Source organism: Erythrobacter oryzae, from assembly GCF_030271515.1.
Classification (GTDB): Bacteria; Pseudomonadota; Alphaproteobacteria; order Sphingomonadales; family Sphingomonadaceae; genus Erythrobacter; species Erythrobacter oryzae.
In genome coordinates this window covers 105,148-122,275 of sequence record NZ_JASCXI010000001.1, presented here as the reverse complement: position 1 = coordinate 122,275, position 17,128 = coordinate 105,148, and the positions used below count along the sequence as shown (strand labels likewise).

The following is a 17,128-nucleotide window of genomic DNA, read 5'->3' as shown; positions in this document are numbered from 1 at the left end:
GGACTAGCCTCCGCAACCGCCGCAGCCGCCCCCGCCGCAGCCCGATCCGCCGTCGCCGCTGCTGCTGTCGCCGCCGCCGCAACCTCCCCCGCCATCGCCCTGGGTATTGCGCAGCGCGTGGACCGGCTCCCACGGGGTGCCGATCAGCACCGTGGTCCCGAACAGCGCGACCGCCATCGCCGCCTCGTCCGGCATGGGCGCGCGCGAGGAGCGGTCGTTCTTCTCGCACAGATCGCGTAGCGCATCGATCCCGGCCTGCGTGCGCGGGTCGACGGTGACGAAGCGGATCAGCGCGAGCGCGAAGGTCACGATCAGCAGGAACACCAGAAAGCCGGTCGGCTCCCCCATCGCATCGCCCGCCCGCTCGCGGTAGAGCCCGAGCAGGAACAGCGCGGCAAAGGGGGTCACCGAAAGCCAGCGCAGCCGCGTGTAATCGGCATCACGCATCAGCAGCCCCGCGCGCTGGAGGCGCGCCGCGACCATATCGGCATGGGCGTCGAGCGCCTTCTTCGCATCGGCGCGCGAGAGTTGTTCGCCCGCGCCCAGCAGCGCCTTTGCCGCAGGCGAGACCGCCGCATCGCAGCGGGTCACGGCAAGCTTGCCCTTCGTGCCGCCCACCAGACCGCCGTGGACATAGAGCTCGGCCAGCGCCGAATCGGCGAGCCGCGATGGCCCGCCGGCGAGCACGGCAATACTGTCGCAGTCGGTGAGGCTGGCGCGGCGACCGGGTTCGCGCAGAAGGCCGGGCATCCGCCACGCGCTGATGCCGGCAAAGACCAGCAAGACGCTGTAGAACAGCAGGAAATCGCTGCCCGTCCAGGACGAGAACAGCTCCATCAGATTATCCTTCCCGCAAGCCATCCCCCCGCGACAAGGAAGAGGGCCAGTGCCAGCGCGACCCGGCGTTTGAGAACAATATCATGCCAAAGGTTAACGCGCACTCCCCGCGGGTCGACGGCAAAACGCCGATGCGCGCCCGGCCAGATGTCGGCGGGGGGCGCGTGGCCGAAGGCGCTCTCGTAGGCGGCGAGGGTTGCGGCATATTGGCGGTAATAGCGGTCGCGCTCCACCGTGCCGCCCGCCGTCGGACCATGGTGAAGATCGCGCCCGAGCACGCGGGGGCAGAAGCTCTGCCAGTAATCGCGGCTGTAGGTGAGGTGGAGGTGCCAGGCCTGATCGACCGCGTCGGACGGGGTCACCTCGTGGCCGGCGGTCATCGCGAGATAGCAGAAGCGCTTGTACTCGCCGATCACGCGCTCGGCGTGGGCGGAGCTCCAGCGGTTCTCGCGGGCGAGGCGGGCGGTGAAGGAGAGCGATGCGTCCGCCGGGCCGATGTGGTGGTCGGCGATACGCTGCCAGAGAGTCTCGTCGAAGGGCGAACTCACGCCTTCAATTATCGGCGAAATCCGCGGCTATCACAAGCCGTTTGTCGTCCCACTCGATCACTGCGGCGGGGATCATCGGCACCATGAAGGTCTTGGGGCCCTTTTGGGGGGCGGGCTCGAGGGCGATCTCGATGATGTCGGTCGCGCCGAAGTTCTCGATCGCGAGCACGCTGCCTATCGGGTCTCCCGCGTCGGTGACGACCGGAAGGCCGAGGAGGTCGGCGTGGTAGAATTCGCCCTCGGCGAGTGGCGGCAGCGCCGCGCGGGGCACGGTCAGCACCGTGCCGCGCAACTTTTCCGCATCGGCGCGCGTGGTGCTTTCGGCGAGGCGCGCGATGGCCCCGCCCTTCCCGTCCTCGCGGATCTTCACAAGGGTGAGCGCGCCGTCATTGAAGCTCTTCTGCTTGGCTAGGGTCGCGATGCCCTCGCCGAACAGCTTCAGACGCACCTCGCCCGCCACCCCGTGCGCGCCGGCGATGGCGGCAAGGGTGATCGAGGCACGCTCAGACATAAGCCCCTCCCGCTTGCGGGAGGGGTTTGGGGTGGGCCCGGTCAGGCGCGTAAACATGCTTCGCGCCCACCCCCGGCCCCTCCCGCAAGCGGGAGGGGAGGTTTGGCATCAGCCTTCGGCCTGCTCTTCAGCGGCGGCTTCTTCAGCCGGGGCCTCTTCGGCGGCAGCTTCTTCAGCAGCGGGCGCTTCCTCGGCAGGAGCTTCTTCGGCCGGAGCCGGGGCAGCAGCAGCGGCCTTGGCTTCTTCCTCGGCAGCGCGCGCGGCTTCTTCGGCCTCGGCGATCTTGGCGGCACGCTCTTCGGCGCGCTCCTTGGCCTTCTCGCCCGGCTCACCCTTCTTGGGGTTGTTGCGGGCCGCACGCTCCTTGATGCCGGCGGCATCGAGGAAGCGGGCAACGCGGTCGGTCGGCTGCGCGCCGACGCCGAGCCAGTAGCGGGCGCGGTCTTCGACCAGCTTCACGCGGTCGGCCGAATCCTTGGCGAGCAGCGGGTTGTAGGTCCCGATCTGCTCGAGATACTTGCCGTCGCGGGGCGAGCGGCTGTTGGCGACGACGATGCGGTAATAGGGACGCTTCTTGGCACCGCCGCGCGAGAGCCGGATGGAAATCGACATGAGTTGTTACCTTTCGAGAGAATTGAACTTTTGAACTGAACTGACTGACTTGAAACTATTTCTTGAACCGAGGAGGCCCGCCGAGGCCGGGAAGGCCGCCCATCGGGCCGGGGCCGCCAAGGCCGGGAAGACCGCCAGCGCCGCCGCCCATCGGGCCGCCCATACCGCCCATGCCGCCGCCGCCGAACATCGCGGCGAGGCCCTTGAGGCCGCCCATCTTCTTGATCTGCTTCATCGCGCGGGCCATTTCCTGGTGCATCTTGAGCACCTTGTTGACCGTCTGCACGTCGGTCCCGCTGCCCGCCGCGACGCGCTTCTTGCGCTTGGCGTTCATCAGGTCGGGGTTGGCGCGTTCCTTGGCGGTCATCGAGGAAATGATCGCCTCCATGTGGACCAGCACCTTGTCGTCCATGCCGGAGTTGGCCATCGCCGCCTTGGCCTTCTTCATGCCGGGCATGAGGCCTGCGAGCATCCCGATCCCGCCCATGTTGCGCATCTGCTTCAGCTGCATGGCGAGATCGTCGAGGTCGAATTTGCCCTTCTCGAGGTTGCGCGCCATTTTCTCGGCGTCGGCTTCCTTGATCGTCGCGGCGGCCTTCTCGACGAGGCTGACGACGTCGCCCATGCCGAGGATGCGGTCGGCGACCGAACCGGGGCGGAAGGGTTCGATCGCGTCGAGCTTTTCGCCGGTGCCCGCAAACTTGATCGGCTTGCCGGTGACCGCGCGCATCGAGAGCGCCGCGCCGCCGCGGGCATCGCCGTCCATGCGGGTGAGGACCACGCCGGTCAGCGGCACCTCGTTGGTGAAGCTCTGCGCGACGTTGACCGCGTCCTGACCGGTCAGGCTGTCGACCACCAGCAGCACTTCGTTCGGCGCCGAAACGCCGGCGACGGCCTTCATCTCGGCCATCAGCGCGTCGTCGACATGCAGGCGGCCCGCGGTGTCGAGCAGCAGCACGTCGAAGTTCTGCAAGCGCGCGGCTTCCATCGCCCGGCGCGCGATGTCGACCGGCTGCTGGCCGGCGATGATCGGCAGGGTTGCGACATCGACCTGCCCGCCCAGCACCGCCAGCTGCTCCTGCGCGGCCGGACGGTTAACGTCGAGCGAGGCCATCAGCGCCTTCTTGCCGTGGCGTTCGCGGATCAGCTTGGCGAGCTTGGCGGTGGTGGTGGTCTTGCCCGAGCCCTGGAGGCCGACCATCATGATCACGACCGGCGGCTTGGCGTCGAGCTTGAGGCCTTCGACCTCCATCCCGCCCAGCGTTTCGACCAGTTCGTCATGGACGATCTTGATGACCATCTGGCCGGGCGTGACCGACTTCAGGACATCCTGCCCGACGGCCTTCTCGGTGACGGCATCGATGAAGCGGCGGGCGACGGGCAGCGCGACGTCGGCTTCGAGCAGAGCGATGCGCACCTCGCGCATGGCATCGCGCACGTCCTGCTCGCGCAGCGCGCCGCGGCCCTTCAGCTTGTCGAATACGCCTCCCAGACGGTCAGACAGCGTGTCGAACATCGCTCACTTCTCCTGCCGGGAGCCGAAACGCCCGGAAAATGCGAAAAACGCCGGCGGACGAAACCTCGTCGGCCAGCGTTGCGAAGGGTGTCCCCATGGGGGAGCGAACTCTCCGACTTTGATCAGTGGTGACTGGTGGAGCCTAGCGGGATCGAACCGCTGACCTCAACACTGCCAGTGTTGCGCTCTCCCAGCTGAGCTAAGGCCCCGAGCCAGTCATCATGCAGAGCAGAGCGGGTGCCCTGTCTGCGGGAGGCGGCCATTATAAGGGCCGCCCTCCCCTTGCAAGTGAAATTTGATCGACCCGGACTAAAATCCGAACACCGAACCGGAGGCGCTGGCTTCGGTCGCACCGCGACCGCAAGGCCGACCGGCCGCCCGCAGGTGCTCAGGCCCGCAGGGCCTGAAACAGCACCGAGGAAGGGGCCGCGGAGGCGGCCCCGCAATCAATCAACTTTCGTCGTCTTCGTCATCGCCCGAAGTGGCAACGCCGAGATCGTCGTCACCGCCGAGGTCGACGTCGTTGTCGGGCGAATCGCCGTCCTCGTCGATGTCCTCGATGTCCTCGAGATCGCCGAGATCATCGTCGCCGCCCAGATCGGCATCGGCTTCGACATCGACCTTCTTCTCGGCTTCCTCGAAGGGAATCGGCTGCTTGGACTTGAGCACCGGCTCGGGCGTCCAGGTCTCGCCGCATTCGATGCAGGAGACCGGGTCTTCCTTGCCGAGATCGTAAAAGCGCGTGCCGCACTTCGGGCAGGTACGCTTGGTTCCCCATTCGGGCTTGGCCATTGTCATTCCTCAATTCGAACCCGCCCCTTGGCCGGAGCGGAGACATAAGCTGCAAAAATCGTAGGGCGCTTGGGCGCAAAAATTGGGCGCGGCAAGCGCTTTATCAAGAGCCCGGGCCGCGGCGCGCGGCGCGCCTTGCCAGAAGCGCGGGGCGCTGTCAAAGACCGCGGCCTTATGACGAGCCACACCTTCGCCCCCCTCGGCCCCCTGACAGGCAGCATCCGCGTTCCCGGCGACAAGTCGATCAGCCACCGTTCGCTGATGTTCGCGGGCCTTGCCGTGGGCCGCAGCCGGATCACCGGGCTGCTCGAGGGCGAGGACGTGCTGGCGACAGCCGCCGCCATGCGCGCTTTCGGAGCGCAGATCGCGCGCGAGGAGGATGGCAGCTGGGTGGTCGACGGCGTCGGCGTGGGCAGCCTGCTCGAGCCGAACCAGGCGCTCGACATGGGCAATTCGGGCACCTCGACGCGGCTGCTGATGGGCCTTGTGGCGAGCCATGCGATCACCGCCACCTTCACGGGCGACGCCAGCCTGTCGGGCCGCCCGATGAAGCGGGTGATCGACCCGCTCAGCCAGATGGGCGCCAGCTTCGAGGCCAGCGCAGGCGGCACTCTCCCGCTGATGCTGCGCGGCGCTTCGCCTGCCGTGCCGATCATCTACCGCCTCCCCGTGGCGAGCGCGCAGGTGAAGAGCGCGGTGCTGCTCGCCGGCCTCAACACCCCCGGCATCACCCGCGTGATCGAACCCGTCCCCACCCGCGACCACACCGAGCGGATGCTGACCGGCTTCGGCGCGAAGCTCGAAGTGGGCGTGGAGAATGGCGAGACCGTGATCGCCATCCACGGCGAGGCGGAACTCGCTCCGATGGACGTGACCGTCCCCGGCGATCCCTCCTCCGCGGCCTTCTTCATGGTCGCCGCGACGCTGGTGCCGCGGAGTGACCTCACCATCATGAACGTCGGCCTCAACCCGACCCGCGCCGGGCTGCTCCATGTGCTGCGCCAGATGGGCGCGGATATCGAGGAGGTGAACCCCCGCGAAGTCGGCGGCGAGCCTGTCGCCGATCTGCGCGTCCGCCACGCCCAACTCTCCGGCGTCGAAGTCGACCCGGACATCGCGCCCGCCATGATCGACGAATTCCCGGTGCTGTTCGTCGCCGCCGCGCTGGCGAGCGGCACCACCCGCACCACCGGCCTCGAGGAACTGCGCGTCAAGGAAAGCGACCGCCTCGCCGCGATGGCCGCCGCGCTCACCGCCGCGGGCGCGCGGGTGGAAGAGCACGCGGACGGCCTCACCATCCACGGCACTGGCGGCGAGCCGCTGCGGGGCACCGACAATGCCCGCGTCAAGTCGCTGCTCGACCACCGCATCGCCATGAGCATGGCGGTCGCGGGCCTCGTCAGCGAGGGCGGCGTGGAGGTCGACGACATCTCCCCTATCAACACCAGCTTCCCGACTTTCATGGGGCTGCTCGAAGAGGCGGCGGCGGCGTGAACACCCCGCTCGACTGGCCGAGCATCATCGGCCTTTGCGGCACCGCCTGTATCATCGGCGCCTATGCCTATCTGACGCTCGCCAAGGCGACCAACCCCTTCCTCCTCCACGGCACCAACCTTCTCGGCGCGGCGCTGCTCACCGTGTCCCTGATCTACCACACCAACTGGGCGAGCCTCGTGCTCGAATTCTTCTGGGCCTCGATCGCGATCATCGGACTGGTGCGGGCGTGGCGGGGGCGCAATACCGAGGGAGAACAGCCATGATGCACAAACCGCTCTTTGCCGCCGCCCTCGCCCTGTTGCCGCTCGCCGCGCAGGCGCAGACGGCTGCCCTGCCCACCGACCCCGCCGCAGACTGGTCGGTCGCCACCTCCGAGCACCGTATCGCGGTGGAAGGCGGCAAGGTCTGGGTGCGGGTCAATGGCGTGATCGGGCAAGGCGAAACGCCGGTCATCCTCATCCACGGCGGCCCCGGCGGCACGCATCTCGGTTTCGGCACCCTGCTGAGCCTTGCCGACCAGCGCCCGGTGATCCTCTACGACCAGCTCGACAGCGGGATGTCGGACCATCCGGGCGACCCCGCCAACTGGAAACCTGCGCGCTTCGTCGCCGAGCTCGAGGCGATCCGCAAGGCGCTGGGGGTCGAGCGCTGGCATGTGATCGGCCATTCCTGGGGCTCGGCCCTCGCCCTGGAATATGCCGCTGCCTATCCCGAGCACACCGCCTCGGCGGTGCTGAGCGGCACCTTCCTCTCCACCTCGCACTGGATCACCGGCACCAACCTGCTGATCCGCGACCTGCCCGACGATGTCGCCGCAACGATCCGCGCCTGCGAGGGCCCGACCCCGCCCGCCATCGAGGTCTGCGAGCCCGCCACCGCCGCCTTCTACGACGCCTATAACGGCCGCCCCGACCGCCCCGCGCCGACTTCCGTGATGCTCGCCTATCGCCAGCGCTATGGCGGCAAGGGGTTCAACCCGGAACTCTACAACACGATGTGGGGCCCGACCGAATTCCGCGCCTCGGGCTCGCTTGCGGGCTATGACGTTTCGGGCCTGCTGGCGCGGGTGGATGGAGCCAAGGTGATGTTCGTCATCGGCCAGTATGACGAGGCGCGGATCGACACGGTGCAGGATTTCCTCGCGCTCACGCCGGGAGCGGAACTCGCGGTCGTCCCCGGCGGCAGCCACGCCTTCATCGCCGAGCGCCCCGAGGTCGCCGAGGCGATCTTCCGTGACTGGATGAACCGCAAGGACGCCGCCGCGCCCGGTCACTGAGCCTTTTGGCAGAGCCCCGGCTGCGCGCCCATCGTCGGCGGCATCGCGCCCTTCGTCCAGTGCAGGCGGCTGAGGCCCTGCATGTCGGTGGTAACCGAAAGCATCAGGGTGTTGCCGTCCTTGCGCGCCATCACCTGGCACAGGCGAGCGCTGCGCGGCGGGACTTCGGGGAGCGGGACATCGAGGTGCATCGGGCGCACTTCCCACCCCGCCGCCGCGAGCCTTGCGGCATAGGCCGCCTGCAATGCTGCCGCATCCTCGAAGCCGCCGAGCTCGGCATAGCCCGTCTCCGGCTGGCCGGCACCGGGACCGAAATGGGCCCGCACTGTGAGGCCTGCACCCTCGGGCCGGAGCGCCCATTGCGGCCAGAAGCTTTTGGGCCCGATCTCGGCCTGCTGCACCGAGCCGTCGGCATTGGTCGCGGTGAAAGGCGCAGCGCCCGTCTCCATGTCCCACAGCAGCCTTGCCGCCGGCCATGCCCCGCCGAGCGCCCCCGCAGCAATGATCAGCCCCATCACCCAGCGCATCGCCCGGCCCTCCTGTAGCGCCGCACCGCAATAGTCCGCCCGCGGTGAAGGAGGGGTAAACCGCGCGCCCCGACGCTTGCCAAGCGCCGTCCGCGCTGCCACGGCGCTCGGCCATGATCATCGCAGTCGACGGCCCCACCGCGAGCGGCAAGGGCACCATTGCCAAGGCGCTCGCAGGCCATTTCGGGCTGCCGCATCTCGATACCGGGCTGCTCTACCGCGCAGTCGGGCGGCAGGTGATGCTGGCGGGGGGCAATCCCGACGATCCGCACGCGGCGCTCGCCGCCTGTGACTTCCCCGAGGCGATGCTGGAGGACGAATTCCTGCGCTCCGAAGAGGTGGGCGGCTATGCGAGCCGCGTCTCGGTCCACCCCGATGTGCGCCGCGCGCTGTTCGAACGCCAGCGCGCCTTTGCGCTGCAAGAGGGCGGCGCGGTGCTCGACGGGCGCGACATCGGCACGGTGATCGCGCCCGAGGCGCAGGTGAAGCTGTTCGTCACCGCCTCCGTGGCGGAGCGCGCGCGGCGTCGCTGGCTGGAGATGCAATCGCGCGGGATCGCGGTGGAGCTTGCGGCCATCGAAGCCGACATTGCTGCCCGCGACGTGCGCGACACGGGCCGCAAGGACGCGCCGCTGATGGCCGCTGCCGATGCCGTGGTGCTCGACACCACCCTTCTCGGTCGTGACGCTGCCATTGAGGCCGCAATCAAGACTGTGGAAGGCCATCGACCCTGATCTGCATCTGGCGGCTTGCGCAGGGATAGAGCGCCTTCTATAACGCGTTATATATCGCGTTATAGAGAGCATCATGGCAGATGTCGTCGCCCAGATGGGCCCCGCCTTCCTCGGCAGCAGGTTGAAGCGTCTGGGTGAGCAGATGCAGGCAAGTGCAGCGACTGTGATCGCCGGGACGGGATTGCCGTTACAGCCCGGCCAGATGGCAATCCTTGCGGCGCTTCGTACCGGGCCGATGGCGGTGGGACAGTTGGCCGAGACCTGCGGCACAAGCCAACCGGGCGTCACTCGCGCGCTCGGGCAGCTGCGAAGCTTGGGCATGGTGACTGACACCAAAGGCGAGGACCAGCGGTCGCGCTGCGTGGCGCTGTCGCCGAAAGGACGCGATGCCGTGGGCATTATCGCCAGCGAGGTGTGGCCGCGTGTAGGGATGGCAGCGCAGCAAATTCTCGCGCAGCTGGACAGCGACTTCCTTCGCCAGCTGACGCGGATCGAAGCTGCATTGGCCGAAGCATCGATTGCCGAACGCGCGGCGGCGCAGGATCCGGGCCCGCTCACGCTGCACGAGTTCTCCGATAGCCTCGCCCATCACTTCCACGACATCAACGCCGAATGGATCGAGGCGATGTTCCGGCTGGAACCGACCGACCGCGAGGTGCTGGAGAACCCCCGCGCGCGAATTGTCGACCCTGGCGGGTGCATCCTCTTCGTCGAAGCGCCCGGTCTCGGGGTGGTGGGCACATGTGCCTTGCAGAAGACCGGGCCGGGGTCGTTTGAGCTGACCAAGATGGGCGTGCGCGAAACGGCGCGTGGGCTCAAGGCCGGGGAGTTCCTGCTTGAGGCGGTGATCGCGCGCGCGCAAACGATTGGTGCGACCAAGCTCTATCTCCTGACCAACCACATCTGCGAGGCGGCGATCCATCTCTATGAAAAGGTCGGCTTCGTCCACGACGCGCAGATCATGGCAGACTACGGGGCTCGCTACGAACGCTGCGACGTGGCGATGCTCTACAGGGGCCGATAGCTAGCCCCCGTCCCGCCATTTTCCTTGCATTTTGCGCATTCCTCGCCTAGGCGCGCCTCCGTTCTGCCCAATCATCGCTGGTTGTAAGGAACCTTCGCACAGGCATGGGGCCTTGCGGAGAAGTCTGCCTCTTGCCCCGCCAGCCCGCGCAATGGTGCACGGGAAGCGGAGAAAGACCCCGGAAAAACCGGTGGCCGGTAGCACAACGAAACAGGACGTTACGTCACTATGGCAAGTCAAATGCCCACTCGCGCCGATTTCGAGGCGCTCCTCAACGAACAGCTCGGCGGCGCCGGCGACGAAGGCTTCGAAGGCCGCGTCGTCAAGGGCACCGTCACCGCGATCGAGAACGGCTTTGCCGTGATCGACGTCGGCCTCAAGAGCGAAGGCCGCATCTCCCTCAAGGAATTCGCCCGCGGCGATGACGACCACGGCCTGACCGTCGGCGGCGAAGTCGAAGTCTTCGTCGACCGCGTCGAGAACGCCGATGGCGAAGCCATGCTCTCGCGTGACCGCGCCCGCCGCGAAGCCGCGTGGGACAAGCTGGAAAGCGAATTCGGCGAAGGCAAGCGCGTCGAAGGCCGCATCTTCGGCCGCGTCAAGGGCGGCTTCACCGTCGACCTCGACGGCGCCGTGGCCTTCCTCCCCGGCTCGCAGGTCGACATCCGCCCCGTGCGCGACGTCACCCCGCTGATGGACGTGCCGCAGCCCTTCCAGATCCTCAAGATGGACCGCCGCCGCGGCAACATCGTCGTCTCGCGCCGTGCGGTGCTCGAGGAAACCCGCGCCGAACAGCGCAGCGAGCTCATCAATGACCTGGTCGAAGGCCAGATCATCGACGGCGTGGTCAAGAACATCACCGATTACGGCGCCTTCGTCGACCTCGGCGGGATCGACGGCCTGCTGCATGTCACCGACATGAGCTACAAGCGCGTCAACCACCCGAGCGAAGTGATCGCCATCGGCGACACCGTGACCGTGCAGATCGTGCGCATCAATGCCGAAACGCAGCGCATCAGCCTCGGCATGAAGCAGCTCGAAAGCGATCCGTGGGATGGCGTTGCCGCCAAGTATCCGGTCGGCATGAAGCTCACCGGCCAGGTCACCAACATCACCGAATACGGCGCCTTCGTGGAGCTGGAAGCCGGGATCGAGGGCCTCGTCCACGTCAGCGAAATGAGCTGGACCAAGAAGAACGTCCACCCCGGCAAGATCGTCTCGACCTCGCAGGAAGTCGATGTGATGGTGCTCGAGGTCGACAGCGACAAGCGCCGCATCAGCCTCGGCCTCAAGCAGGCCCAGCGCAACCCGTGGGACGAGTTCGCCGAGAAGCACCCGGTCGGCAGCGAAGTCGAAGGCGAAGTCAAGAACGCCACCGAATTCGGCCTGTTCATCGGTCTCGATGGCGACGTGGACGGCATGGTCCACATGTCGGACATCGCCTGGGGCATCTCGGGCGAAGACGCGCTGGCGCTCCACCGCAAGGGCGAGATGGTCAAGGCCATCGTGCTCGACGTGGACGTCGAGAAGGAGCGCATCAGTCTCGGCATGAAGCAGCTCGAAAAGGGCGCGCCTTCGGCTGAAGCGGCCTCGACCGGCTCGAGCCTGCGCAAGAACCAGACCGTCACCGTCACCGTGCTCGAAGTGCGCGACGGCGGCCTCGAAGTGCAGGTCGGCGAAGACGGCGCGACCGGCTTCATCAAGCGCAGCGACCTCGGCCGCGACCGCGACGAACAGCGCCCCGACCGCTTCCAGGTTGGCAGCAAGGTCGACGCGATGGTGATCGGCTTCGACCGTTCGAAGAAGCCCAACTTCTCGATCAAGGCGCGTCAGATCGCCGAAGAGAAGGAAGCGGTTGCACAGTTCGGCTCGTCGGATTCGGGCGCTTCGCTCGGCGACATCCTCGGCGCGGCCCTCAAGAAGGGCAGCGAGTAATTGGAGCGCGCTCGCCCCTCCGGGCGGGCGCCTTCGGTTGATCCGAGTTGGAATTGAGGCCCGCCTGCTCACCTGAGCAGGCGGGCCTTTCCTATTGGGGATCGGAGGCGTAAACCCGTCCCCATGATCCACGTTCACCAGTTCCCCTGCCTTAGCGACAATTACGGCTATCTCGTCCACGATACCGAGAGCCACGAAACCGTCGCCATCGATACGCCCGACGCCAAGGCCTACCTGCTTGAGGCGGAGCTGAAGGGCTGGACGATCACCCAGATCTGGAACACCCACTGGCACCCCGATCATGCGGGCGGCAATGCCGCGATCCAGGAGGCGACCGGCTGCACAATCACCGGGCCGGCGGAGGTCGCGGGCAAGTTCCCGCTCGATACCACCGTCGCCCACGGCGATGTGGTGACGATCGGCGAGACCGAGGCCCATGTGATCGACGTCTCGGGCCACACCAACGGCCATATCGCCTTCCACCTGCCCGAGGCCGGCATCGCCTTCGTCGGCGATTCGGTCTTCGCGCTGGGCTGCGGGCGGATGTTTGAGGGTGCGCCGCAGCAATTCTGGGACAGCCTCAGCCGCATCAAGGCCCTGCCGCCCGAGACCCTGCTCTACTGCGCGCACGAATACACCGCATCGAACGCGCGGTTCGCGCTCCACGCCGATCCTGAAAACCTCGCGCTCCAGGACTACGCAGACGAGATCGCGGCCAAGCGCGCCAAGGGCGAATGGACCGTCCCCACCACCCTGCGCCGCGAGCTCGCCACGAACCCCTTCCTGCGCGCCGACGATCCTGCGCTGATGGCGAACTGGGGCGGCGGCACCCCGGCCGAGACCTTCGCGGCCCTGCGCGCCGCCAAGGACAGCTTCTGAGCCATGCAGGCCCTCAGGGTCGAGCATCTCTCGGACGACCTGTCGGGCGTGGCGCTCGCCGATGTGGCCGAGCCGGAACGCGGTGCGGGTGAGGTGAAGGTGCGGGTGGCCGCGGCCTCGCTCAACTTCCCCGACCTGCTGATGACGCAGGGAGGCTACCAGTTCAAGCCCGAGGTCCCCTTCACCAGCGGCCTCGAATTCGCGGGCGAAGTGCTGGAAGCGGACCCAGCCAGCGGATTCGCGCCCGGCCACAAGGTCATGGGCGGCAACAAGACCGGGGCCTTCGCCGAGATTGCCTGCGTGCCTGCCGGCAAGCTCTCCGCCATGCCAGCAGGAATGGACTTCGCTGCTGCCGCCGCGATGGGCGCTGCCTATTCGACCGCATTCACCGGGCTGGTCGAGCTGGGCGGCCTCGAGGAGGGCCAGTGGGTGCTGGTCCACGGCGCGAGCGGCGGGGTGGGGCTTGCCGCCTGCGACCTGGCGCGGGCGCTGGGGGCGCGGGTGATCGCCACCACCGGCTCGCCCGCCAAGGCCGAAAGGATCGCCGCCCTCGCCCGCCCCGAGGCCGTGATCACGTCCGAGGGGCGCTTCCGCGAGGAGGTCGCGCAGCTCACAGGCGGAGCACTCGCCGACATCGTGTTCGACCCCGTGGGCGGCGACGTGTTCGACGAATCGACGCGCTGCGTCGCTTTCGGCGGCAAGCTGGTGGTGGTCGGCTTCACCAGCGGGCGGATCGCGGAGGTCTCGACCAACATCCCGCTGATCAAGGGCTTCAGCATCATCGGCCTGCGCGCCGGAGAATATGCCCGCCGCTTCCCCGAGCGGGGCGCGGCGATCACCCGCGCCATCGCCCGCCTCGCCGAAGCGGGCGCGATCAGCCCCGCGATCGACCGCACCCTCCCCCTCTCGCGCTGGCGCGAGGGGCTAGAGGCGATGGCGCGGCGCGAACTGGTGGGCAAAGTGGTGTTCGTGCCGGGCGCGTAAGGCGCAAGCGAAAAGGGCGGCCCCGAAGGACCGCCCCTGCGATATTCGTCGGCTGGCACCGCTCAGAGCGAGGCAATCACCTCGTCGGCGAGCTTCTTGTCGGCCGCGCCGTCATGCGCCTTGGCGATCAGCGCCTTCGACGCGGCAGCAGCGGCGGTGACCGCGCGGGCCTTGACCTCGGCGATCGCGGCGCGCTCGGCAGCGGCGATCTTGTCTTCGGCCATCTTCTGGCGGCGGGCGACCATCACTTCGCTGTCGGCCTCGGCCTTGGCGAGGATCGCGTCGGCCTCCTGACGGGCGCCTGCGAGCATCGCCTCGGCGTCCTTCTCGGCGCCCGCGATCTTGGCGGCATACTCGGCGCGCAGGGCCTCGGCCTCGGCGCGCAGGGTCTTGGCTTCATCGAGCGCGGCGCGGATCGCGGCGATCTTGGCGTCGAGCCCGCCGGTGATCACGCCGGGGACCTTCTTCCACAGGAACACGCCGATCAGCACCGCCATCGCCAGCGCGACCCACTGGTAGGTGTCGAGCCCGAAGACGCTGGGTTCGGCGTGGTGCGCGCCCTCGGCACCGCCGGCGAGCAGGGTCAGGATGTCAGCCATGCGCCATCACCTTCTTGACCGCAGCCTTGGCGGTCGCGGGTTTGATATCGGCCCCGGCGACGCGGGCGACGATGTCGCGCGCGACGTCGGCGGCAACGCCCTCGACCTCGGCCATGGCGCTGCTGCGCGCGGCCTCGATCGCGGCTTCGGCCTCGGCGAGCTGGGTGTCGAGCTTGCCCTGCGCCTTGGCGAGCTTGGCGGCGGTGGCGGCGGCCGCCTTGGCCTTGGCCTCGCCGATCAGCGCCTGCGCCGCGGCGCGATTGGCGTTCTCGCGGGTGCGCCAGGCCTCTTCCTCGGCGGTCGCCGCATCGCGCGCAGCCTGAGCCGCGGCGAGGTCGCCGGCGATCTGGTTGTCACGCATCTCCACCGTGCCGAGGATCTTGGGCACCATCCCGAGGCCGACGACCACGAAGGTGAGGCCGAAGAACACCAGCAGCCAGAAGACCTGGCTGGTCAGGGTTTCGGAGAGTTGATCGATCTGAGGCATGATGGACCTTTGGCCGGAACGCAGATGTGATCGGCCCCGCCGGGCAAGAGGCACAGCCCCCACCCGGCGCGGGCGCGGTCTCGTCTTAGCTGAAGATCAGCAGGACGGCGATCACGAAGGCCAGCAGGCCGAGAAGTTCGGCAGCCGCGAAGCCGATGAACAGGCGGCCCTGCTGACCGTCGGCGGCACCCGGGTTGCGCAGCGCGCCTTCGAGGAACGAGGCAAACACGTTGCCCACGCCGAGCGCGGCGAGGCCAGCGCCGATCGCCGCGAGACCGGCACCGAGAAGAGCTGCAGCTTGTGCGTCCATGGTATTAAACTCCGTTGAAATTCTGTGTGTTGTCGTGGGTAGTGAAGAGCGCCTGCGAAGGCCCTCAGTGAAGGTTTTCCGCGTCGTTGATGTAGAGCGAGGTCAAGAGCGCGAAGACATAGGCCTGAATGCCGGCCACGAGGATCTCGAGCGCGCTGATCGCGACCATCAGCACGAAGCTCGGCAGGCCGACCAGCACGCCGAGGCCGAGGCCTGCGCCGCCGCCGGCGATGACGAAGCTCGCCAGCACCTTGAGGAGGACGTGGCCAGCCATCATCGCGACGAACAGTCGCAGCGCGAGGCTGAAGGGGCGGACCATGAAGCTGACGAGCTCGATCAGGCTGATAGGCGCGGCGAGGAACACCGGGGTGTTCGCGGGCCAGAACAGCGAGAAGAAGTGGAAGCCATGCTTCCAGAAGCCGACGATCAGCACGATCGAGAAGCTCATGATCGCCAGCACGCCGGTCGCGGTGAAGTGGCTGGTGAAGGTGAAGGCGTGGATGCCCGGGATCAGCCCCACCGGCACGAGGCCGAGCAGGTTGCCGAACAGGATGAACATGAACAGCGTGAAGATGTAGGGCACGTACTTGCGCCCCGCCTTGCCGACGTTCGCCTCGAGCAGGTCGTCGATGAAGCCGGTCATGGTCTCGACCGCCATCTGCCAGCGGCCCGGCACCAGCTGGCGCTTCATGCCGCCCGCGACGAACACCCAGACGAGGACGGCGGTGATCGCCATCCACAGCGCGGAGTTGGTGAACGCGATGTTGATACCGTCGCCCAGTTGCCAATCGGACCCCAGCAGGGGTTCGATGGTGAACTGCTTCATCGGATCGACCTTGCCTTCTTCGGCTGCCACGATCGAACAATCCCCAAATGGTTACATCAAACGCGCCCCTCGGGGGACCTCGGCCGGATCAGGCGGGGTCTATCCCTCGCGTGTCCCGCCTTCGGCCTCGTCTTCGGGGCGCGTATTCGCGCTCAGAATAATGCTTCTGAAAGCCGATGCCGTTCCGAGGAACAGCCCGCCTAACAGGCCCCAGGGCGCGGAGTTGGCCAATGCGTCAATCGCAAAGCCGATCACCAGGCCGCCGACGATCCCTCCCAGAAGGCTGGCCAGAGCGCGGTTGCCGCTGCGGTAATTCGCATCGACGCCCTGCACCTGCGGCCGGTTGCGCTGCTCTTCGCGCTCGCGTGCGGCCTTGAGCCGCGCTTCGAGCGCGTCGATCCGCGCATCCTCGTGAATGGGTTCTCGGGCGGGTTTCTCGTCGCTCATGCCATCGCCTCTAAACGCAAGGCCAAGCCACATGCAACAAGGTGCCCGCCGAGGGCGCCGCCCCCTTAGAAGGGGGCTCAATACGTGTCAACATCGGCGGGCCGGACTTTTGTGCAACTGCACAAAAGTCAGGGGCACTTGGGGTGCCGGATCGGAGGCTCGGCGGTGCGGGTCTGCCACGAGCCGTCGGGGGCCTGGTATTTTTCCCCCGGCTGGGTCTTGAGGATCTGCTGGCAGCCGATCGTCAGCGCATATTCCTCGATCGTCGCATTCTTGGCCTGCGCGCGCTCGGCATAGACGGCGCGGCGCTTGATGTTGATGTCGTCGACGATGCGGCGCAGTTCGGTGGTTTCCGCACCGACGATGCCGACATAGCCGTCGACCTTCTCGCCGATCTTGCCCGCCGCGCGCGCGGCATCGAAGGCAGGGTCGCGCTGCGCCAGCGCGGGCGCGGCGAGGACGGCGATGGCCGCCAGCGCGGCCAGACTTGCGGATTTGGCATTCAGCATCAGCGTTTCTCCAGACCGCCGAGCATCTGTCAGAAGATGTCCGGGTTCTCTTCAATCGTGTTGGCCGCGTCCTCCGCGAGCCGGTAGATCACTTCCTGCCGGATGTTGATGTTGAGCTCGATCACGATCGGCTTCTCGGGCGCGGCGATGTTGATGCATCCCCCCAGACCCGCCGAAAGGATCGCCGCCCCGGCCATCATCATCCGGTGTCGTCCTGTCATTGCTCGCCCCATCTGCGCCCCGTGTCCCCGGCCTTGGCCCTTGCCCTGACCTGCGGA

The 17,128-nt window shown here is 67.6% G+C and carries 22 protein-coding genes and 1 tRNA gene; 8 read left to right on the top strand and 15 right to left on the bottom strand.

What is annotated here, in order from left to right; genetic code table 11:
• Positions 1-3: 3 nt before the first annotated feature.
• The 7 genes from PFX90_RS00630 to PFX90_RS00600 all read right to left on the bottom strand — a co-directional run bounded on the left by PFX90_RS00630 (position 4) and on the right by PFX90_RS00600 (position 4,816).
• Complete coding sequence (locus tag PFX90_RS00630) at positions 4-837, bottom strand: TIGR04222 domain-containing membrane protein (RefSeq protein ID WP_285709315.1); 834 nt, start codon at positions 835-837, stop codon at positions 4-6.
• Positions 837-1,385: a glycine-rich domain-containing protein gene (locus tag PFX90_RS00625; protein WP_285709312.1), complete on the bottom strand. Its 549-nt coding sequence runs from the start codon at positions 1,383-1,385 to the stop codon at positions 837-839. The genes PFX90_RS00630 and PFX90_RS00625 overlap by 1 nt, the downstream gene beginning before the upstream one ends.
• A 4-nt stretch (positions 1,386-1,389) precedes the next feature.
• Positions 1,390-1,896: a ribosome maturation factor RimM gene (gene rimM, locus PFX90_RS00620; protein ID WP_285709310.1), complete on the bottom strand. Its 507-nt coding sequence runs from the start codon at positions 1,894-1,896 to the stop codon at positions 1,390-1,392.
• Between the two features lie 108 nt (positions 1,897-2,004).
• Positions 2,005-2,508: a 30S ribosomal protein S16 gene (gene rpsP / locus PFX90_RS00615; protein WP_285709308.1), complete on the bottom strand. Its 504-nt coding sequence runs from the start codon at positions 2,506-2,508 to the stop codon at positions 2,005-2,007.
• Between the two features lie 55 nt (positions 2,509-2,563).
• The gene (gene ffh, locus PFX90_RS00610; protein WP_285709306.1) at positions 2,564-4,024 is read right to left on the bottom strand and encodes a signal recognition particle protein; all 1,461 of its coding nucleotides are present in this window, start codon (positions 4,022-4,024) and stop codon (positions 2,564-2,566) included.
• 133 nt (positions 4,025-4,157) lie between these two features.
• Positions 4,158-4,233 (bottom strand) — tRNA-Ala (locus PFX90_RS00605).
• Positions 4,234-4,474: 241 nt separating this feature from the next.
• Positions 4,475-4,816, bottom strand: a complete 342-nt coding sequence (locus PFX90_RS00600) for a TIGR02300 family protein (RefSeq protein WP_285709304.1) — start codon at positions 4,814-4,816, stop codon at positions 4,475-4,477.
• A 174-nt stretch (positions 4,817-4,990) separates the two neighbouring features.
• Between PFX90_RS00600 and aroA the strand changes: the two genes are divergently transcribed.
• From aroA to PFX90_RS00585, 3 genes are read left to right on the top strand one after another with little or no spacing between them, the layout of a single operon-like run.
• Entirely contained in the window at positions 4,991-6,310 is a 1,320-nt protein-coding gene (gene aroA / locus PFX90_RS00595; RefSeq protein WP_285709301.1) for a 3-phosphoshikimate 1-carboxyvinyltransferase, read from the top strand.
• Complete coding sequence (locus tag PFX90_RS00590; protein WP_285709299.1) at positions 6,307-6,576, top strand: CBU_0592 family membrane protein; 270 nt, start codon at positions 6,307-6,309, stop codon at positions 6,574-6,576. The genes aroA and PFX90_RS00590 overlap by 4 nt, the downstream gene beginning before the upstream one ends.
• Positions 6,573-7,589 carry a proline iminopeptidase-family hydrolase gene (locus PFX90_RS00585; protein ID WP_285709297.1) on the top strand — a complete coding sequence of 339 codons (1,017 nt, stop codon included), beginning with the start codon at positions 6,573-6,575 and terminating at the stop codon, positions 7,587-7,589. Before PFX90_RS00590 ends, PFX90_RS00585 begins: the two co-directional genes overlap by 4 nt.
• On the opposite strand, the gene PFX90_RS00580 is transcribed toward PFX90_RS00585, so the two are convergent.
• Positions 7,583-8,116: a hypothetical protein gene (locus tag PFX90_RS00580; RefSeq protein WP_285709294.1), complete on the bottom strand. Its 534-nt coding sequence runs from the start codon at positions 8,114-8,116 to the stop codon at positions 7,583-7,585. The genes PFX90_RS00585 and PFX90_RS00580 overlap by 7 nt on opposite strands.
• A gap of 113 nt (positions 8,117-8,229) precedes the next feature.
• Between PFX90_RS00580 and PFX90_RS00575 the strand changes: the two genes are divergently transcribed.
• The 5 genes from PFX90_RS00575 to PFX90_RS00555 all read left to right on the top strand — a co-directional run bounded on the left by PFX90_RS00575 (position 8,230) and on the right by PFX90_RS00555 (position 13,672).
• Positions 8,230-8,850, top strand: a complete 621-nt coding sequence (locus PFX90_RS00575) for a (d)CMP kinase (RefSeq protein WP_285709292.1) — start codon at positions 8,230-8,232, stop codon at positions 8,848-8,850.
• 73 nt (positions 8,851-8,923) lie between these two features.
• A complete protein-coding gene (locus PFX90_RS00570; protein ID WP_285709291.1) occupies positions 8,924-9,874 on the top strand; it encodes a bifunctional helix-turn-helix transcriptional regulator/GNAT family N-acetyltransferase in 951 nt (316 codons plus the stop codon).
• A 240-nt stretch (positions 9,875-10,114) separates the two neighbouring features.
• On the top strand, positions 10,115-11,809 hold the full coding sequence (gene rpsA / locus PFX90_RS00565; RefSeq protein WP_419180069.1) for a 30S ribosomal protein S1: 1,695 nt from the start codon (positions 10,115-10,117) through the stop codon (positions 11,807-11,809).
• A 123-nt stretch (positions 11,810-11,932) separates the two neighbouring features.
• Entirely contained in the window at positions 11,933-12,688 is a 756-nt protein-coding gene (gloB, locus tag PFX90_RS00560) for a hydroxyacylglutathione hydrolase (RefSeq protein WP_285709287.1), read from the top strand.
• Positions 12,689-12,691: 3 nt separating this feature from the next.
• Positions 12,692-13,672, top strand: coding sequence for an NADPH:quinone oxidoreductase family protein (locus tag PFX90_RS00555; RefSeq protein WP_285709284.1), 981 nt, complete (start codon positions 12,692-12,694; stop codon positions 13,670-13,672).
• Positions 13,673-13,734: 62 nt separating this feature from the next.
• Here PFX90_RS00555 and PFX90_RS00550 read toward each other — a convergent pair whose 3' ends face one another.
• From PFX90_RS00550 to PFX90_RS00520, 7 genes are all read right to left on the bottom strand, one after another.
• Positions 13,735-14,271 (bottom strand): F0F1 ATP synthase subunit B family protein, encoded by a 537-nt coding sequence (locus PFX90_RS00550; RefSeq protein ID WP_285709281.1) that lies wholly within the window; start codon positions 14,269-14,271, stop codon positions 13,735-13,737.
• Positions 14,264-14,758 carry a F0F1 ATP synthase subunit B family protein gene (locus PFX90_RS00545; RefSeq protein ID WP_285709278.1) on the bottom strand — a complete coding sequence of 165 codons (495 nt, stop codon included), beginning with the start codon at positions 14,756-14,758 and terminating at the stop codon, positions 14,264-14,266. The genes PFX90_RS00550 and PFX90_RS00545 overlap by 8 nt, the downstream gene beginning before the upstream one ends.
• An 85-nt stretch (positions 14,759-14,843) precedes the next feature.
• Complete coding sequence (locus tag PFX90_RS00540; protein ID WP_066530046.1) at positions 14,844-15,068, bottom strand: F0F1 ATP synthase subunit C; 225 nt, start codon at positions 15,066-15,068, stop codon at positions 14,844-14,846.
• A gap of 64 nt (positions 15,069-15,132) precedes the next feature.
• Positions 15,133-15,894, bottom strand: coding sequence for a F0F1 ATP synthase subunit A (locus PFX90_RS00535; protein ID WP_285711217.1), 762 nt, complete (start codon positions 15,892-15,894; stop codon positions 15,133-15,135).
• 99 nt (positions 15,895-15,993) lie between these two features.
• Entirely contained in the window at positions 15,994-16,341 is a 348-nt protein-coding gene (locus tag PFX90_RS00530) for an AtpZ/AtpI family protein (protein WP_285709271.1), read from the bottom strand.
• Between the two features lie 128 nt (positions 16,342-16,469).
• Positions 16,470-16,850: a YdbL family probable chaperone protein gene (locus PFX90_RS00525; RefSeq protein WP_285709269.1), complete on the bottom strand. Its 381-nt coding sequence runs from the start codon at positions 16,848-16,850 to the stop codon at positions 16,470-16,472.
• A gap of 29 nt (positions 16,851-16,879) precedes the next feature.
• Positions 16,880-17,071 (bottom strand): YnbE family lipoprotein, encoded by a 192-nt coding sequence (locus tag PFX90_RS00520; RefSeq protein ID WP_419180068.1) that lies wholly within the window; start codon positions 17,069-17,071, stop codon positions 16,880-16,882.
• Between the last annotated feature and the right edge of the window lie 57 nt (positions 17,072-17,128).